14 protein-coding genes are annotated in these 16,732 nt (G+C 43.0%); 12 read left to right on the top strand and 2 right to left on the bottom strand.

Annotated features, from left to right (window positions below; all coding sequences use genetic code 11):
• The first annotated feature begins 4 nt into the window (after positions 1 to 4).
• On the top strand, positions 5 to 3,076 hold the full coding sequence (locus DSL64_RS08965; protein WP_115830404.1) for an efflux RND transporter permease subunit: 3,072 nt from the start codon (positions 5 to 7) through the stop codon (positions 3,074 to 3,076).
• Positions 3,077 to 3,082: 6 nt separating this feature from the next.
• Here DSL64_RS08965 and DSL64_RS08970 read toward each other — a convergent pair whose 3' ends face one another.
• Positions 3,083 to 3,793 carry an RDD family protein gene (locus DSL64_RS08970; protein ID WP_115830405.1) on the bottom strand — a complete coding sequence of 237 codons (711 nt, stop codon included), beginning with the start codon at positions 3,791 to 3,793 and terminating at the stop codon, positions 3,083 to 3,085.
• Between the two features lie 97 nt (positions 3,794 to 3,890).
• Between DSL64_RS08970 and DSL64_RS08975 the strand changes: the two genes are divergently transcribed.
• The 10 genes from DSL64_RS08975 to DSL64_RS09020 all read left to right on the top strand — a co-directional run bounded on the left by DSL64_RS08975 (position 3,891) and on the right by DSL64_RS09020 (position 13,787).
• Positions 3,891 to 4,835, top strand: a complete 945-nt coding sequence (locus DSL64_RS08975; RefSeq protein ID WP_115830407.1) for a stage II sporulation protein M — start codon at positions 3,891 to 3,893, stop codon at positions 4,833 to 4,835.
• A gap of 51 nt (positions 4,836 to 4,886) precedes the next feature.
• Positions 4,887 to 5,765: a DUF7847 domain-containing protein gene (locus DSL64_RS08980; RefSeq protein WP_115830408.1), complete on the top strand. Its 879-nt coding sequence runs from the start codon at positions 4,887 to 4,889 to the stop codon at positions 5,763 to 5,765.
• A gap of 8 nt (positions 5,766 to 5,773) precedes the next feature.
• Positions 5,774 to 6,532 carry a DUF4129 domain-containing protein gene (locus DSL64_RS08985; RefSeq protein WP_115830409.1) on the top strand — a complete coding sequence of 253 codons (759 nt, stop codon included), beginning with the start codon at positions 5,774 to 5,776 and terminating at the stop codon, positions 6,530 to 6,532.
• An 18-nt stretch (positions 6,533 to 6,550) separates the two neighbouring features.
• Positions 6,551 to 7,735, top strand: coding sequence for a DUF4350 domain-containing protein (locus DSL64_RS08990; protein ID WP_115830411.1), 1,185 nt, complete (start codon positions 6,551 to 6,553; stop codon positions 7,733 to 7,735).
• A 106-nt stretch (positions 7,736 to 7,841) separates the two neighbouring features.
• Positions 7,842 to 8,837 carry an AAA family ATPase gene (locus DSL64_RS08995; protein WP_374755827.1) on the top strand — a complete coding sequence of 332 codons (996 nt, stop codon included), beginning with the start codon at positions 7,842 to 7,844 and terminating at the stop codon, positions 8,835 to 8,837.
• A 14-nt stretch (positions 8,838 to 8,851) separates the two neighbouring features.
• Entirely contained in the window at positions 8,852 to 10,189 is a 1,338-nt protein-coding gene (locus DSL64_RS09000) for a DUF58 domain-containing protein (RefSeq protein ID WP_199539362.1), read from the top strand.
• A gap of 97 nt (positions 10,190 to 10,286) precedes the next feature.
• Positions 10,287 to 11,633, top strand: coding sequence for a neutral/alkaline non-lysosomal ceramidase N-terminal domain-containing protein (locus tag DSL64_RS09005; RefSeq protein WP_115830414.1), 1,347 nt, complete (start codon positions 10,287 to 10,289; stop codon positions 11,631 to 11,633).
• A 40-nt stretch (positions 11,634 to 11,673) separates the two neighbouring features.
• Complete coding sequence (locus DSL64_RS09010; protein ID WP_115830415.1) at positions 11,674 to 12,759, top strand: Gfo/Idh/MocA family protein; 1,086 nt, start codon at positions 11,674 to 11,676, stop codon at positions 12,757 to 12,759.
• 36 nt (positions 12,760 to 12,795) lie between these two features.
• Positions 12,796 to 13,368, top strand: coding sequence for an acyl-CoA thioesterase (locus DSL64_RS09015; RefSeq protein WP_115830417.1), 573 nt, complete (start codon positions 12,796 to 12,798; stop codon positions 13,366 to 13,368).
• Complete coding sequence (locus DSL64_RS09020; protein ID WP_115830418.1) at positions 13,365 to 13,787, top strand: DUF2141 domain-containing protein; 423 nt, start codon at positions 13,365 to 13,367, stop codon at positions 13,785 to 13,787. Before DSL64_RS09015 ends, DSL64_RS09020 begins: the two co-directional genes overlap by 4 nt.
• 39 nt (positions 13,788 to 13,826) lie before the next feature.
• On the opposite strand, the gene DSL64_RS09025 is transcribed toward DSL64_RS09020, so the two are convergent.
• On the bottom strand, positions 13,827 to 15,383 hold the full coding sequence (locus DSL64_RS09025; protein WP_115830420.1) for a helicase HerA-like domain-containing protein: 1,557 nt from the start codon (positions 15,381 to 15,383) through the stop codon (positions 13,827 to 13,829).
• A 225-nt stretch (positions 15,384 to 15,608) separates the two neighbouring features.
• Between DSL64_RS09025 and DSL64_RS09030 the strand changes: the two genes are divergently transcribed.
• Positions 15,609 to 16,619: an alpha-E domain-containing protein gene (locus DSL64_RS09030; protein WP_115830421.1), complete on the top strand. Its 1,011-nt coding sequence runs from the start codon at positions 15,609 to 15,611 to the stop codon at positions 16,617 to 16,619.
• Positions 16,620 to 16,732 lie beyond the last annotated feature (113 nt).

Genomic DNA, 16,732 nt, shown 5'->3' on the forward strand with positions numbered 1-16,732 from the left:
GAGAATGAATTTATCTGAATTTTCCGTAAAGAACTGGCAGTTCATGCTGGTGATGTTTATTGGAGTGGTGGCATTGGGATTGAACTCTCTTTTCAATATGCCAAGAGGAGAAGATCCGGAGTTTTTTGCACCTTCATTTGCCATCGTTTATGTATATCCGGGAACAGATGCGCTGGATATGGAAGAGCTTGTTGTGGACAAGGTTGAAAAGAAACTGATGGCGCTGGAAAATGTCAATAACATCAAAACCAATGTGGATGATGGCTTGGCTGTAGTGGTTATAGAATACGATTACAGTGAAGATCCCGACGAGAAATACCAGGAGTTGGTACGTGAAGTAGGTGCGCTTTCTGCAGAACTCCCAAGTGATATATTCAGAACTGAAATCAGGAGATTTTCACCTACGGATGTGAATATTGTGCAAGTTGCACTTGTGTCAGAAACAGCATCCAATAAAGAAATGGGCGACATTTCGGATGATTTGAAAGATGAACTTTCCAAAATAAAGAGCCTGAAAAGTGTCGAAAACTGGGGTTTTCCGGCCAGAACGGTACGCATTTCTCTTAATCTGGAAAAGATGGCACTGGAAGGGGTTCCCGTCAATCAGGTGATTCAGACTTTACAAGCAGAGAACTACAATATTCCCGGGGGAAGTATCCAGGCGAATACGCGTAAGTTCAATATCAAAACATCCGGCGACTATACTTCTCTGGACGAAATCAGAAATACCATTGTAGCGAATACAGGTTTTGGTACGCCATCGCAAAAAGTGATATATCTGTCAGACGTAGCCACAGTTGAATACGACGAAGCAGAAGAATCACATATCACACGACTTAATGGACATCGCTGTGTGTTGGTGACAGCCGCACAAAAGGAAGGCCAGAATATCGAGCAGGTGGGGAAGGTGTTGAACCCTGTCATTACAAAGTTCGAAAAGACACTTCCTTCTCATATTAAACTGATCAAGAGTTTTGACCAGTCGGAAAGTGTGAGTAAAAGGCTGGGGCGTTTCGCCAAGGATTTTGCAATCGCGATTTTTTTGGTTTCGCTTACTTTGCTTCCTTTAGGGTTCAGAGCTGCGCTGGTAGTGATGATATCTATTCCTTTGTCGCTGGCGATGGGGCTGGCTGCTATCGATTATCTTGGTTTCAGTATCAATCAGCTGAGTATTGTCGGACTGATCGTTTCCCTTGGAATCCTCGTGGACGATTCCATTGTGGTGGTCGAAAACATAGAACGCTGGATGAGGGATGGCTATACGAAACGCGAGGCCGCCGTAAAAGCAACCAAGCAGATTACGCTTGCCGTAATTGGATGTACGGTTACGCTGGTGCTGGCGTTCCTGCCACTTAATTTCCTTCCGGAGGCATCCGGAGATTTTATCAGAAGTTTGCCGATGGCGGTAAGCATGACGATTATTGCTTCTATGGTTGTGTCGCTGACGATCGTTCCGTTTCTGAGTAGCCGATTGCTGAAAGAAAGCCATAATCCTGAAGGAAATATTTTCATGCGCTCATTACGGAAAGTGATCAGTGGATCTTACAGTAAGCTTTTACACTGGGCTTTGCGGCACCCGTTGCCAACATTGGGCGTAGCGTTGGTGTTGTTCGCAGGGTCTCTGGGATTAACCAAAGTAATTGGTTTTTCGCTCTTTCCTAAATCGGAAAAACCAATGTTCCTGATCACAGTCGAAACGCCTGATGGTACAGCATTGTCTGAAACGGATCGTATAGCCCGCTTCGTGGAACAGGAAGTAAAGAAAATTCCGGAACTCCGCTATGTGACAACGAATGTCGGAAAGGGAAATCCGCGTATCTATTATAACGTAATCCAGCGCTCGGATGCCACCAATTTTGCCGAATTGTTTGTCCAATTGAAAGATATGAAACCGGCAGATAAGGAGGTGATTATTGAAAAACTCAGAAATGGTTTCAGCCATGTAGCCAATGCAAAGGTGGAGGTGAAAGATTTTGAGCAAGGACCCAATACTGAAGCACCGATAGCGATCCGGGTTTTTGGTGAAGATCTGGATAAATTACGTTCAGCCGCTGCAGGAGTTGAAAAAGTGTTGAAAGGCACGCCGGGAACAATCTACATCAACAACCCGATTGCCAATCAGAAAACTGATATCAGAGTCAAAATTAACAAAGAGAAAGCAAGTATGATGGGGATTTCTGTGGCAGAAGTGAACAGAACTATACGTCTTGCGGTAGCGGGTCTTAACATTGGAATGTATAAAGATGAAAATGGGGATGATTATGCTATTAATCTCACGATGCCTAAAGGCAAGGTAGCGGATCAGAGTGTTTTGAATAATTTGTATATCAATACGCTGACGGGTACATCAGTGCCATTACGTCAAATCGCTGACTTGCAATTCGAAAGTGCGGTGAGTCAGATCCGGCATTATGATCAGGATCGGTACGTGACTGTATCTGCCTATGTAAAAAAAGGATTTTTGGTTGACGCCGTATATAATCAGATTATTGCCAAACTGGATAAATACCAGTTCCCGGAAGGGTTCAGTTATAAAGCAGCGGGAGAACTTGAGGCCAGAGAAAAGTCGTTCAGCGGGTTAGGAACAATTATTCTGATTACTGCATTTGGATTTCTTGGCGTACTTGTACTGGAATTTGGTACTTTCAAAAGCTCATTAATTGTACTTTCAGTGATTCCGCTTGGGATTATCGGCGCATTGTCAGCCTTGTTTGTAGTGGGTTATCCGCTATCGTTTGTAGCCGTAATCGGTCTGATCGCGTTGATTGGTATAGAAGTGAAAAACTCAATACTCCTGGTTGATTTTACCAACCAATTGCGTGCGGAAGGATTGTCTTTAATAGACGCAATACAACAGGCAGGAGAAATCAGGTTTGTTCCAATTGTGCTTACTTCGCTCACCGCAATCGGCGGACTCATTCCTTTGGCCATTGAGGGTAATCCGCTATACTCGCCACTGGCCTGGGTGCTCATAGGAGGGTTGATCAGCTCAACTTTGCTGTCCCGGATTGTAACACCTGTGTTGTACAAATTATTACCTCCCAAGGTAGAGCCTGTCCCGACAAACGAAGATTAACAGGTGCTAAGCAGACTGGATATGGGCATAGTAATCGAAATCGGAAATGATTTGTCTTAGGAAATTATCTCCCGTGTCCAGGCTATGAATACCTAATAAAGATTCAATTTTATGCATACTGGTTTCCATCAATTGTTCATTGTTGGAGGCCAGTACTTTTTTCAGTGTGCGGATATCATTATCGGACAATTGTACTACTTCAGGATAGCGGGGTTTGTAGTTATCAGCAAGTGCAGGCGTAATGATGTGCTCCAGACTGATACTCGCTTGTGTTTTGATCACAGCCGTGCCCGCCGCTAAGTCTCCCAATCTTTGTCCTTTACCGGTGATAGCTATAGTAAGTATACCAACCACACCCGAGAAAATGGTTACGTCAATGATAGCGAGTAACCATCGCAACAAATAAGCACTTAGCGTTGCTTTGTTTCCGTCCAGCCTGATGACCTTTATCTTTAATGCCATTTTCCCAACAGTTTGTCCATCAAGAAAATATTCACAAACCAGAGGATAAAGCATAATGGGAAGCATAATAAGCCCGGTAAGCATCCAGGTTTGAGAAAAAGAGTCGGCGAAAATGGATGCCTTTAATCCGGTGACCGTTAAGATCCACCCAAAGTAAATGGCGTAATCAATCAGCTGGGCTAAAATCCGGTCTCCAATGCTGGCAATTTCATAATCAACGCCTACATTCTGGGCTGTGTCAATCTGTAAGCTCATTATATCAGTTAAAAGTTTGTTGGCATAAAAAAAACAATATCTTGCAAGAAAAATACTTCAATCCTTTAAGCTTTCCAATTCTGCTATTTGCATCCGTATGAAAGAAGCTGTCTTTGTAAAACGTAATGCTGAACGATGGCGGTCTTATGAAGAAAGCAGTACGGACAATCCGGATGTACTTACATCGCGCTTTGTCGCCCTTACAGATGACCTTTCCTATGCGCGTACATTCTATCCGGGTTCATCTGTGCTGAAATACCTCAATGGGATCACTGCAGAATTACACAGAAAACTATACAGCAACAGGAAAGAAGATCGGGGCAGAATTATCACTTTCTGGAAATATGAACTTCCATATATCAGCTTTCAGGCGCGAAATCAATTGCTATATGCATTTCTGATTTTCTTTGTAACGATACTGATCGGTTGTGTGTCGGCTGCTAATGACGATACTTTTGTAAGATTGATTCTGGGCGATGGATATGTGAACCAAACACTTGAAAATATTAAAAACGGAGATCCTCTCGCGATTTACAAATCAAGCTCTTCAGCAGATATGTTTCTGGCTATTACTGTGAATAATATCCGCGTGTCATTTATGGCTTTTGTTGCCGGGATATTATTTTCGGCAGGAACTGTCTTTGTACTGGTGCAAAACGGCATTATGCTGGGTGCTTTCCAATACTTCTTTTTTGAGCGTGATTTATTACTTCAATCTATCCTCAAAATCTGGATTCACGGTACGCTGGAAATCTCAGCCATTGTAATTGCAAGCGCTGCGGGGCTGGTCATGGGCAATAGTCTTCTGTTTCCCGGAACATTTTCAAGGCTTGAATCATTCAAAGCCGGTGCCAAAAAGGGCTTGAAGCTGGCTATCGGGCTGGTTCCTGTTTTTATTACGGCTGGTTTTCTGGAAAGCTTTGTTACCCGACTCACACTACCGGTTTGGGGGAGCGTAAGCATTATAATGGTATCTGCCATTTTTATCATCTGGTATTTTGTGATTTATCCCCGAAGATTATACGGCCAACAAACAGACTAGAGGAATTCATTCATTTTAAACTCACACATATAACTAACTCTACCCATCCCAATGGCAACTAAAGAACCGATTGTACTACTTCAGCAAAGAGATTTTGGTCAAAAAATTAACGCATCCTTTGATTTTGCGATCAGGAATCTGGGGCCTCTGGTTAAAGCCATCATGCTTATTGCCGGTCCGCCTGCTCTGTTGTCAGGGATTGCTCAGGGAATGTTTCAGTCGCGGTTGCTCACATCGGGAGTCGGGAAGAATTCAATAGATTCGCTTTACCAATATCTTACGGTGGATTATTTCTTCGTCATGCTGTTCAGTATGATCGCTTACACACTTTCGTATGCAGTGGTATGTGCCTACATGGTTTTGTACGAAGAGAGAGGTTCGGGAATTCAAATCACCCCCTCCGATGTGTGGCAGAAAATTTTACAAACGCTCTCTGCAACTGTGGTTTCTACGCTGCTTGCTATGGTTGCCATTTTGATAGGCTTTGTATTTTTCTTTATACCAGGTGTTTATCTGGCGGTATGTTTTCAGCTTTATCTGATGGTTGTTATCAGAGAAAAATTATCGGCGACAGAATCGCTGGCCAGGAGTCGTAATCTGGTCACCGGTAAATGGTGGTCTACATTTGGGTTGATGATCATCATGTCCATTATTGCTGGGATCATATCCATCGTTTTTCAATTCCCCATGTTGCTGGCAACTATTTTTACTACACTAGGTTTAGGCGACGGTATTGCCAGTTCACCTGTCATATTAGTAGTTGCAAGCACAATCTCAATCGTAGGATCTAATTTAATAAACGGCTTAATATGGATTGCAGCCGGCTTTCAGTATTACAATCTGGTTGAACGTCACGATGGATCAGGGTTGAGAGCCGAAATCGATTCGTTGGGAAGCGGAGATGTGATACGCCCGGCAGAGGAATTTTAACTTATCAAATGTTGACCCGTATCTCAGAACTGCCTCGGAAATTCATCCATCCCAGATTTGCTTTTGTAGGTCTGGTTGTTCTGCTGTGCCTCATCCGACCGGTGTTTGCTCAGAAAAATGATTCACTTCCAAGCAATGCAATCAAAGATAACGGTGCAATTGTAGCAAGATATCCTGCCAGCACGAGTCTGGAAAAATTCAAAAATGACAGGAAGTATAATTATACAAATGATCCTGCTCCTCCCAAAAATCCGCTGGAAAGATGGATTAACTGGTTTATACGTTGGATAAATTCCTTTTTTAACTCCAAATCTTATGATAATTTCTGGGAGTATGTGATTATGCTCGTGACAGCGGGTATTGTGATCTATCTGTTATATAAAGCCAAAATATTTGATTTTATATTACCTTCTAATCCCGCAGCTCAGTCGGCAGAGTACATTGTGGGTCAGGAGAATATTCATGAGATTAATTTTGATGATGCCATTCAGAACGCTTTGACGAAACAGGATTTCAGACTGGCAATTCGTTTGCAATATCTGCAGATTCTTAAATTACTTACAGGCAGAAATCTGATTCACTGGAAACCCAATCTTACCAATCATACCTACATACAGGAATTGGAAAATACGCGCTATCACAACGATTTTGCGGAAATTACAAGATACTTCGAGTTTGCCTGGTATGGCGATTTCGAAATCAGTGAATCAGGATTTAAGGAGATGAAAGCGTTTTCAGACTCATTCGTTAAAAACATCGGACATTAATCAGGTTTTGGGATCACTATGCTTTTTAACCTAAACAGATACTGGTACTTTTTGTTGGTGATGCTGCTTGGTTATGGGCTGTTCGAATATTACCGTCCGAAACCAATCGACTGGAAGGAATCCTATTCGAATAAGGATCATATACCATTTGGAGGTAAAGTGATTTTTGAAATATTACCGGAAATGGTAGGCAATCAGCGTGTGGAAAGTGTCAGAATACCTCCTTACAATCAGCTTGATTCAAATTATGCTGCAGAAAAAAGTAGTTATATTTTTATCAATTCGCAGTTTCAAATAGATAAAAACGACCGGGACAGGTTGTTCGGTTATGTCAGGTCGGGGAATGTGGTCTTTATCTCTGCATATAGTTTTGATAAAGATTTCCTGGATTCGCTGAACATAGAGGCGCCGCAAAACAAACCTTCACTCAAAGATTCGGCCAGCAGAGTTTATTTTGTCAATCCGTTGCTAAAGGATCAAGGAAGTCTTTTTGATAAGGATGATGGGACTAATTATCTCAGGAATAAAAGTAAAAAACCTGTGACCATATTGGCTGTGAATGAAAAGCAACAGCCTGTTTTTATAAAAGTTAGTCATGGGAAAGGACAGTTTTTTATTCATAACCTTCCTTTGGCTTTTACCAACTACTACGTTTTGGATTCGCTCACGAACAGACATGCGTTTCATGCACTGTCGTATCTGCCCAGGCAGCCGGTCTATTGGGATGAGTATCAGAAACAGGGGCGGTTTGGTGAAAATCAACATTCTCTTTTTCGGTATATTGTCAGCAATAGGGCTTTGAAGGCCGCATTTATTCTTACCTTGATAGCGCTGATTACTTACGCAGTTTTTGGAGGTAAAAGAAAACAAAGGGTGATACCGATCATTAATCCGCCTGCTAATGTCTCACTGGAATTCGTGAAGACGATAAGCAATATGTATTACCGCAAAAAAGATCACGCGAATCTGGCAGCAAAGCTGGCGCAGCAGTTCTGGATGTACGTGCGTGAGCGGTTCGGAATAACGCAGCAAAGGTTTCAGGTAGGAGAGCTGGAAGAAATGATTTCTAAAAGCAGCGGGCTGTCACGCCAGGAAACGGCAGACTTACTTACAGAGTTATACGATGAAACCGAGACATGGTCGGGTCAAAGATTGATTGAGCTGAATACGAAGCTGGAAGATTTTTACGAGCGAACGAGGTAGAGGGGGAGGGGCATGGGGTGAGGGGGTAAAGGGTAAGGGAAGCATATGTTTAACGCGTAGCAATCTGCCTGAAAGGCATTCATATATTTACATCGGGTAGCGCCCGATGAGTCAGAAGATTCAGAAGAATATGGAATTCACAAACAGAATAGAACTGACAGAGCTGCAAACTGCTGTCACCAGTATCAAAGAAGAAATCGGTAAGGTTGTTGTCGGTCAGCAAGCCACTGTGGAATATATACTTACTGCCTTACTCGCGGATGGCCATATCCTGCTGGAAGGTGTGCCTGGTGTTGCCAAAACGCTGATGGCAAAAGTACTGGCCAAAACCATTGACGTGAGCTTTGGGAGGATTCAATTCACTCCTGATCTGATGCCTGCCGATGTGCTGGGAACTTCATTGTACAATTCAAAAAATACCGAGTTTGAATTTAAACAGGGACCTGTATTTGCCAATATTGTGCTGGTGGATGAGATCAACCGGGCACCTGCGAAAACGCAATCTGCATTATTTGAAGTAATGGAAGAGCGACAGGTAACGGTGGATGGAACTACCTATCCGATGTCAGAACCATTTCTCATCCTTGCTACCCAGAATCCTGTTGAACACGAAGGTACGTATAGGCTTCCAGAAGCGCAGCTCGACCGCTTTTTGTTCAAATTAAATATTGGATATCCTTCAGATATAGAAGAGATTGAGATACTAAAAGGGCATCACGTGAGAAATCGGCAGGTTGAGGCGATCAATGCAATCCGGGCTGTTGTGGATGCTGAACGTCTCGCTGCGATCCGGAATATCGTAACGCAGGTGCATGTCGGAGATAACCTGTTTGATTACATTGTCAAAATAGTGGCTACGACCAGATCACATCCGTCCCTTTTTCTGGGTGCCTCTCCACGTGCTTCTGTCGCCTTACTGAATAGTTGTAAAGCCCTTGCAGCACTGAGAGGCAGAGATTTTATCACTCCTGATGATGTACAGGAGCTTGCATATCCTGTTCTGAGACATCGGATTATGCTTACACCGGAGCGGGAAATGGAAGGTGCAACTGCTGATGAGGTGATAAAACTAATTCTGGAAAAAACAGAAGTCCCCAGATAAACACATTACCAGTCATGCTTGGTCGCTTTTTAGGATCGTTGTACTTTACCCGAATGTTCTGGAAGATCTGGATTTTCCTGATCCTGGGTTTCGTATTGGCCTATGTTTTTCCATGGTTGTTTACGCTGATTACAATTCTGGCCATCGTGGCTCTTTTATTGGCTGTGGCAGACGGACTCACTTTATACAAGAATAAACATGGTGTTTTTGCGAGGCGTCATGTAGCCGATCGGCTTTCTAACGGAGACGAGAATCCAATTACAATTTATCTTGAAAGCAGATATTCATTTCAGATTAACGCCGAGATAGTAGACGAAATACCTCATCAGTTTCAGCGGCGGGATATTCTGTTTCAGGTACAGCTTGCGGCTTTCTCGGAGAAGCAGATTCATTATCATTTACGTCCTGTAAAAAGAGGAGAGTATCATTTTGGTCAGGTCAATGTATTTGTTACTTCTCCTTTGGGACTGATCAAAAGGAGATTCAGGTTTGATGAGGGCAAACAAACAGCTGTGTACCCCTCATTTCTGCAAATGCGGCAGTACACCCTGCTGGCTGTAGCCAATCGGTTGAGCGAGGTGGGTGTTAAAAGGATCAGGAAAGTGGGGCATTCGATGGAATTTGATCAGGTACGCAATTATGTACCCGGAGATGACCACCGTGCTGTGAACTGGAAAGCAAGTGCCCGTCGGGGGGATGTGATGGTGAATGCGTATCAGGACGAAAAGCAACAGACCGTCTATTGCCTGATTGATAAAGGGCGTGCGATGCAGTCACCTTTTGAAGGGTTAACCTTGCTGGATTATGCTATAAACGCCACGTTGGTACTTAGCAATATTGCTTTGCTCAAAGAGGACAGAGCCGGATTAATTACTTTCTCCGACACAGCAGGCCAGGTTGTTGCCGCGGACAGGAAGCCAGGACATATCCAAAAAATCATGGAAGTGCTCTACAGGCAGAAAACCAGGTTTTTGGAAACAGATTTTGAAAGGTTGTGCCTTGTTGCCCGCCAGCATATCAGGCAACGAAGTCTTCTGCTTCTGTTTACAAATTTTGAAACACTGGAGTCGTTGCAGCGCCAGATGCCATATCTGCGCAGATTGGCCAAAGATCATTTGCTGGTTGTGATCATATTTGAAAATACGGAAACAAAACAACTGACCCACCAGTCGGCAAGGGATCTGGAACAGGTATATCTTAAAACGATTGCTCAGAAGTTTCATTACGAAAAAAATAAAATCGTAGCAGAACTGACCCGATACGGAATTCATGCTGTGCTTACATCGCCTCAGCAGTTGTCGGTCAACACCATTAACAAGTACCTGGAACTGAAAGATCGGGGTGCGTTGTAGGCATATCGTTACCGATGGCTAGGAAACTTGGGTGTAAATGTCCCTCTTGTTTTGGTATTCTCTATCTTTACGGCCTTATCCAGATTTATGCGCCCCAATGAAATTTCTTAGAATTCTTCTCAAAATAATCGGTGGTTTTTTGCTCGTTCTACTGTTGGTCATCGCAACGATGATTACCACGATGGACCATACCCCCTATAAACAAATGGCCTATTACAAGGAATGGAAAAGCCTTGTGGGTAAAGTAGAAAAAGATACCGTAACTGCTACGGACTTTAAAGTAGGATGGGCAAAGGTGAATATTACTCCTTCGTCACCGGTACCTATGGCTGGTTATGGAAATCGCCGCGGCAGAGCTTATGAAACTGTACATGATTCGGTATACGTGAGAGCCATTGTGATTGATAATGGTCATACACAGGCCGCCATCGTCTCTGCTGATTTACTTATTATTCCTCCTACCGTTTCAAAAGTATTAAAGGCCAAACTGACCGCTAAGGAAATTCCGTTTGATCAGGTTTTCTTTGGATCTACCCACACGCACCATAGTATAGGAGGCTGGGGTACAGGCGTTTCAGGATTATTCTTTTCAGGGAAATATGATCCAAAGAGTGTAGAGCGAATTGCTGACGCAATTTTTCAGGCTATTGTTAAAGCCAAATCGGATATGGAGCCTGCCCGGTTGGCGTATCTGGAGTCGAAAGATACGCTTGATATTCGTAACAGGCTGGTTGGTGAAGAAGGCGGAGTGGATTCGGAGGTGCGTTCAGTAGGATTTGTTACGGAGACAGGGAAAAAAGCAATACTCAGTTCTTATGGAGCACATTCGACTATTATTCAGTCGCGAAATATGGTGTTGTCGCGCGATTATCCTGGCGTACTTGTAGATTCTCTGGAAAGCGGCAGGAATGATTTTGCAATGTATATGGCCGGAGCGGTAGGAAGTATGGGGCCAATAGAGCGGGGATCTGATGATTTTGACGAGATGAAAAACCAGGCTTTTGGTGTGCAGCAAGCCGTTCTTTCTTCAGATACAATTTTACAAAGTCCCAAGCCATCGATGCAAATGATTACGCTCCCGCTTCCCTTGCGAGAGCCTTCACCTCGTTTGACGATGGACATCGTGTTGCGACCATGGGTGTTTAAGAAAGCATTCGGGGAATATCCATTGTTTGTAAAAGCTTTGCGAATCGGTAATATCCTGATGGTAGGTATGCCCTGTGATTTTTCGGGTGAATTGGTTGGCGGTTTGGATGCTTATGCTAAAACCAAAGGTCTTGACCTGATCGTGACCAGTTTCAATGGAGGATACATTGGCTATATCACACATGATAAATATTTTGACAGAGATCTGTATGAAACAAAAGTAATGAGTTGGTACGGACCGTATAATGGAGCTTATTTTCAGGAGGTGATCCGGGATATTATTAATAAATTGTCATAGCATGAGATTTCTCTTATGATTTATTAAAACCTAAACCGATATGAAAACCTTGGTTCTGTTATTTGTTACACTTATTTCCGTACAGACGACCTTTGCTCAAAAACGTGTACGGCTTGCTATTGCCGGTCTGAGTCATGGTCACGTCGGCTGGGCTTTTAACCGAAATGATAAAACAGATACAGAGCTCGTGGGGATATACGAGACAGACCAGGAGTTGGTAAAGCGTTTTGCTGAGAAATATAAACTGGATAAAAAGCTGTTTTTTAATGATCTGAATAAAATGCTTGATCAGGCAAAACCTGATGCAGTATCGGCATTTGGGCCAATCAATGAACATATCAGCGTCGTGAGAGCCTGTGCACCGAGGAAGATCCATGTGATGGTGGAGAAGCCATTAGCTACCACTTTTGCTGATGCGAAGGAAATTGAAAAGCTGGCTAAGCAAAACGGAGTTCAGGTGCTGACCAATTTTGAAACTTCCTGGTATGCCAGTAACCAATATGTGAATGAGCTTGTAGAAGCTGGTAAAATTGGAGAAATACGGAAGGTGATGGTCAATGACGGACACCAGGGGCCCAAAGAAATTGGAGTAGGAAAGGAGTTTTTTGATTTTCTGACTGATCCTGTGAAAAACGGCGCCGGTGCGTTGAATGACTTTGGCTGCTACGGCGCAAACCTGATGACGTGGTTGCTGAAAGGGCAAAAACCTGTATCTGTTACAGCGGTTACCCATCAGAATAAGCCGGATATTTACCAGAAAGTGGACGATGAAGCTACTATTATCCTGCAATATCCCAAGGCACAATGTGTGATTCAGGCGTCGTGGAACTGGACATTTGCACGAAAAGATATGGAGGTATTTGGTACAAAAGGCTACGCAGTGGCAGTCAATCCAACTACTATACGACAGCGGTTACAGGAGAAAACTCCTGAAGAAACTATCAAAATTGATCCGAGACCTGCACCATTTACCGATCCGTTTTCGGTACTGGCAGATGTTGTAAGCGGTAAACTGAAGCTGGATGAAAATGATATGTATGGATTGCCTGTAAATGTAACTGTAGTAGAAATCCTCGAAGCTGCCAAAAGATCGGCGCAAACAGGCAAGACAGTGGTTTTGAAATAATATTGACTTGTATTAGTTTGATAAATAACTATTTAAATGGAATTAGCTGCCCGCTCGGTAAGATTTTCGGAAACAACCCTGACAGAATTGATGATCCCTTCCTATGCCAATTTTGGCGGGAAAATTCATGGAGGAATTTTACTTTCATTAATTGATAAGGTAGCGTACGCGTGTGCATCGCGGCACGCTTCTACCTATTGTGTAACGGTATCGGTCGATGCTGTTGATTTCTTACAGCCGGTGGAAGTAGGAGACCTTGTGTCGTTGATGGCTTCTGTCAATTATGTGGGGAGAACTTCACTCGTGATTGGAATTAAGGTAATTGCAGAGAATGTCAGAGATGGTGTTCGCCGCCACACGAATACGTCTTATGTAACGATGGTAGCCAAGGGAGATGATGATAAACCTGCACTTGTTCCGCCTTTGTTGCTTGAAAATGAAGGAGATGCAAGACGTTTTCTGGAAGCCATGAAACGGAAGGAATTGAAGGAAGCTTACCGTGATGCATTTGATAGTGCAAAAAGTGTGATGCACATAAGTAATAATATAGAAAAACTATCCGCCCAACGCTGTGTGATCGGGTGGGAAACGAAAGAGCTACCGAAATGAATAGTATCCTTCTAAATTTACTGTTATTAATAAGCCCGATGGGAAATACCTCGCCGGTAAAGTTGCAGGTAGAAATCACGAATGTGAAAACAGCGAAAGGTAAACTGATGATCGGGATATACAAGCCGGATGACAAGTTTGGGGAAGGTAAGCCGGGATTTTCTGAAATAATAGAAGTGAAATCAGCAGGTAGCCAAAAGGCTTTTTTTGAATTGGAGCCGGGGAAATATGCTTTGGCGGTATATCATGATTTGAACAATAACGGCGAACTGGATAAAAACTTCGTAGGTATTCCAAAAGAGCCGTACGGATTCAGTAAAGACTTCCGTCCCAAATTTTCAGCTCCGTCATTTGAAGATTGCACTTTTGAAGTGACAAGTGAAGCTGCTCAGAAAATTGCAGTAAGACTTACAAATTAGGAGCGAACCCGGGGAAGTACCGGATTCGCTCCTGATAATTTAAAAACCAAAGAGACCACCACTTTTTTTGCGGGTGGAGGTGGTTTTCTTTCCGAATAGCATTCCAAATACGCCACGAACAACTTCCCGGCCTATCTGTTTGGCCAGGGGAGAAGAAAGAACATCAGAAATCATTCCTTTTTCTTCTTTTTGATTTTTTGCCTGAACTACTTCTTCTTTCGCCTTTGCTTCCACACGCGCCTGCTCCTCCATACGACGGGTCAGGATTTCGTAAGCGCTTTCAGGATCAATAGGATCTTTATATTTCAGGTATAAGTCGGATTGCCGCACATGGTTTTCGTAGTCGGCCTGGGTCATTGGTCCCATTACGGACGTTGGAGGAAGCAAATGCGTAGCGGCTACTTCGGTTGGAATTCCTTTTTCGTTGAGTACCGTAATAAGTGCTTGTCCAATACCGAGCGTTGTCAGAATCTGATCGATTTCGTAGTAGTCAGATTTGGGGTATGTTTTTACAGTCTGTTTAAGGGCGTCGGCATCCTTAGGAGTGAATGCGCGCAATACGTGTTGTACACGGTTTCCAAGTTGTCCGAGTACAGAAACCGGTATATCCTGAGCCATCTGTGTACAGAAGAAAATACCTACACCTTTGGACCTGATCAAGCGGATAACCTGTTCAATCTGGTCTAAAAATGCCTTTGGAGCATCTTTGAAAAGTAGGTGGGCTTCATCAAGGAAGAACACAAGTTTAGGCTTGTCAAGATCTCCTGCTTCAGGTAACTTCTGATATAACTCAGCCAGAAGGCTAAGCATAAAAGTAGAGAACAAAGCGGGTTTATCCTGAACATCTGAAACATTCAGCAGACTGATTACGCCTTGGCCATCTACCCGACTGATTAGGTCCTCAATATCGAATGACTTTTCACCGAAAATGCTACCCACTCCCTGCTGCTCTAATGCTACTATTTTTCGGAGAATGGTGCCGGCAGTAGAGGAGGAGATGGACCCGTAGTCTGACTTGATTTCTGCAGCTCCCGGACCTTCTGATAAATAACTCAGTACTTTTTTCAAGTCATTCAAATCCACCATCGGCAGATCTTTGTCGTCTGCATATTTGAAAAGAATCGCTAATACACCTGATTGTGTATCGTTGAGTTCGAATATTTTAGAAAGCAGAATTGGACCAAACTCCAGAATTGTGGCGCGCATCTGGGATCCTTTCTGGCCGCTCAGAGAATACAATTCTACCGGATAACCTTTTGCTTCAAAAGTGGTTCCCAATATCTGAGAACGTTCTTCGATGGCTGTATTTGATTTTCCAGTCTGAGCGATGCCCGATAAATCACCTTTGATATCTGACATAAAAACCGGCACACCGGCAGCTGAAAGTTGTTCAGCCAGTACTTGTAAAGTTCTTGTTTTTCCTGAACCGGTTGCTCCTGCCACAAGCCCGTGGCGGTTCATCATGCGAAGTGGAAGGTTTACCTTTGCTTCTGTTATTATTTCTCCATCCAGAATTGCCGATCCGAGATGGATAGCTGGCTGTGTGGTTTGGTAGGATTTTTGTATGGCTGCAATGAACGAATCTCTTTTAGACACGGGCGTTTTACGGTTATTGTTAATGACGGCTTAATTTACCAAATTTATCCTTTTGGCAGAGATTCTTTATGATTCAAATTATAATAATGATGTAATAATACTCTTCAAAGAAGATATATTATTTTTCGTAGTAGTTTGTATTTGCAAAATATTATTAGGTATTTTAGTAAATTCACTATGTAATTGTTCTGACTTCATTTTACAAAACCACAATATTTGCCGCATATGCTGAGTAGAGTTGCCAATTCGATTTACTGGATGAACAGATACATGGAACGGGTCGAAAATTACGCCCGTTTCGTTGGAGTCAATTTTAATCTTGCGCTTGATTTACCACCAGATGTGGATGAACAGTGGGAGCCTCTGCTGATTGCTACGGCTGATCACTACACTTTTTATAAATATTACGAGAAGCCAACCAAAGAGGATGTTATTCACTTCATGACATTTGATAAGAGAAATCCTAACTCAATTATCAGCTGTTTGTATGAAGCCAGAGAAAATGCACGTACTATCCGTGAGACGATTTCAAAGGAAATGTGGGAAAGCATCAATACATTTTACCTGACAATCAAGGGCACTGCCGCAGACGATTTCAGAAATATGGATCATATGCAGTCCTACTTCACCGATATACGTAAAAGTTGTCAGCAGTTCCATGGTGTGGTCGATTCGTCCATTACCCGCAATGAAGCCTGGCACTTTGGTCGCTTGGGAAGACATATAGAAAGGGCTGATAAATGCTCCCGCTTTCTGGATGTGAAGTATTTTACCATGGCTCAGGACACAAGTGCATCAGGCTCTACCCTTGATTTGATGATGTGGACTGCAGTATTGAAGTCTGTGAGTGCGTACAATATGTACAGACAAACGCATCGCGCTTTAACACCAATGAATATAGTGGCTTTCCTGATTCTGGATAAGCTTTTTCCGCGCTCTATTGCCTATAGCGTTCGTCAGGCAGAGCTTTCACTTTATGCAATAAGGGGTGCCATTCCGGAAAGAGGCCATACTGCTCCTGCCGAAAGAGCATTAAGTAAAATGCGTAGTGAATTGGAATTTACGGAAGTTGAAGACGTATTTAAGTTAGGCTTGCATGAATACCTGGATAAATTCCAGATGGCCAATAATGAAATTGACAATGCTATTTTCGACATGTATTTTGGTCTTGAAACAGAAAAGGTACAGTCAATGGGGCAATCGGCTACGCGTGTGGCAAGTCAGTGGATGAATTGATGGTTGAGATCTTTTACTTGTTGTAAAAAGGGAAGCAATTGAATATTAAAGTGGCAGTCCGCATGGGATTGCCACTTTTAGTATGGATTAGTTTACTACCGGACGCTGTGACA

This window comes from Dyadobacter luteus (assembly GCF_003383615.1).
Taxonomy (GTDB): domain Bacteria; phylum Bacteroidota; class Bacteroidia; order Cytophagales; family Spirosomataceae; genus Dyadobacter; species Dyadobacter luteus.

Bases quoted from the DNA above. Each gene is read 5' to 3' on its own strand.
- DSL64_RS08965 (WP_115830404.1), top strand. From the start codon at position 5: ATGAATTTATCTGAATTTTCCGTAAAGAACTGGCAGTTCATGCTGGTG.
- DSL64_RS08970 (WP_115830405.1), bottom strand. From the start codon at position 3,793: ATGAGCTTACAGATTGACACAGCCCAGAATGTAGGCGTTGATTATGAA.
- DSL64_RS08975 (WP_115830407.1), top strand. From the start codon at position 3,891: ATGAAAGAAGCTGTCTTTGTAAAACGTAATGCTGAACGATGGCGGTCT.
- DSL64_RS08980 (WP_115830408.1), top strand. From the start codon at position 4,887: ATGGCAACTAAAGAACCGATTGTACTACTTCAGCAAAGAGATTTTGGT.
- DSL64_RS08985 (WP_115830409.1), top strand. From the start codon at position 5,774: ATGTTGACCCGTATCTCAGAACTGCCTCGGAAATTCATCCATCCCAGA.
- DSL64_RS08990 (WP_115830411.1), top strand. From the start codon at position 6,551: ATGCTTTTTAACCTAAACAGATACTGGTACTTTTTGTTGGTGATGCTG.
- DSL64_RS08995 (WP_374755827.1), top strand. From the start codon at position 7,842: ATGAGTCAGAAGATTCAGAAGAATATGGAATTCACAAACAGAATAGAA.
- DSL64_RS09000 (WP_199539362.1), top strand. From the start codon at position 8,852: ATGCTTGGTCGCTTTTTAGGATCGTTGTACTTTACCCGAATGTTCTGG.
- DSL64_RS09005 (WP_115830414.1), top strand. From the start codon at position 10,287: ATGAAATTTCTTAGAATTCTTCTCAAAATAATCGGTGGTTTTTTGCTC.
- DSL64_RS09010 (WP_115830415.1), top strand. From the start codon at position 11,674: ATGAAAACCTTGGTTCTGTTATTTGTTACACTTATTTCCGTACAGACG.
- DSL64_RS09015 (WP_115830417.1), top strand. From the start codon at position 12,796: ATGGAATTAGCTGCCCGCTCGGTAAGATTTTCGGAAACAACCCTGACA.
- DSL64_RS09020 (WP_115830418.1), top strand. From the start codon at position 13,365: ATGAATAGTATCCTTCTAAATTTACTGTTATTAATAAGCCCGATGGGA.
- DSL64_RS09030 (WP_115830421.1), top strand. From the start codon at position 15,609: ATGCTGAGTAGAGTTGCCAATTCGATTTACTGGATGAACAGATACATG.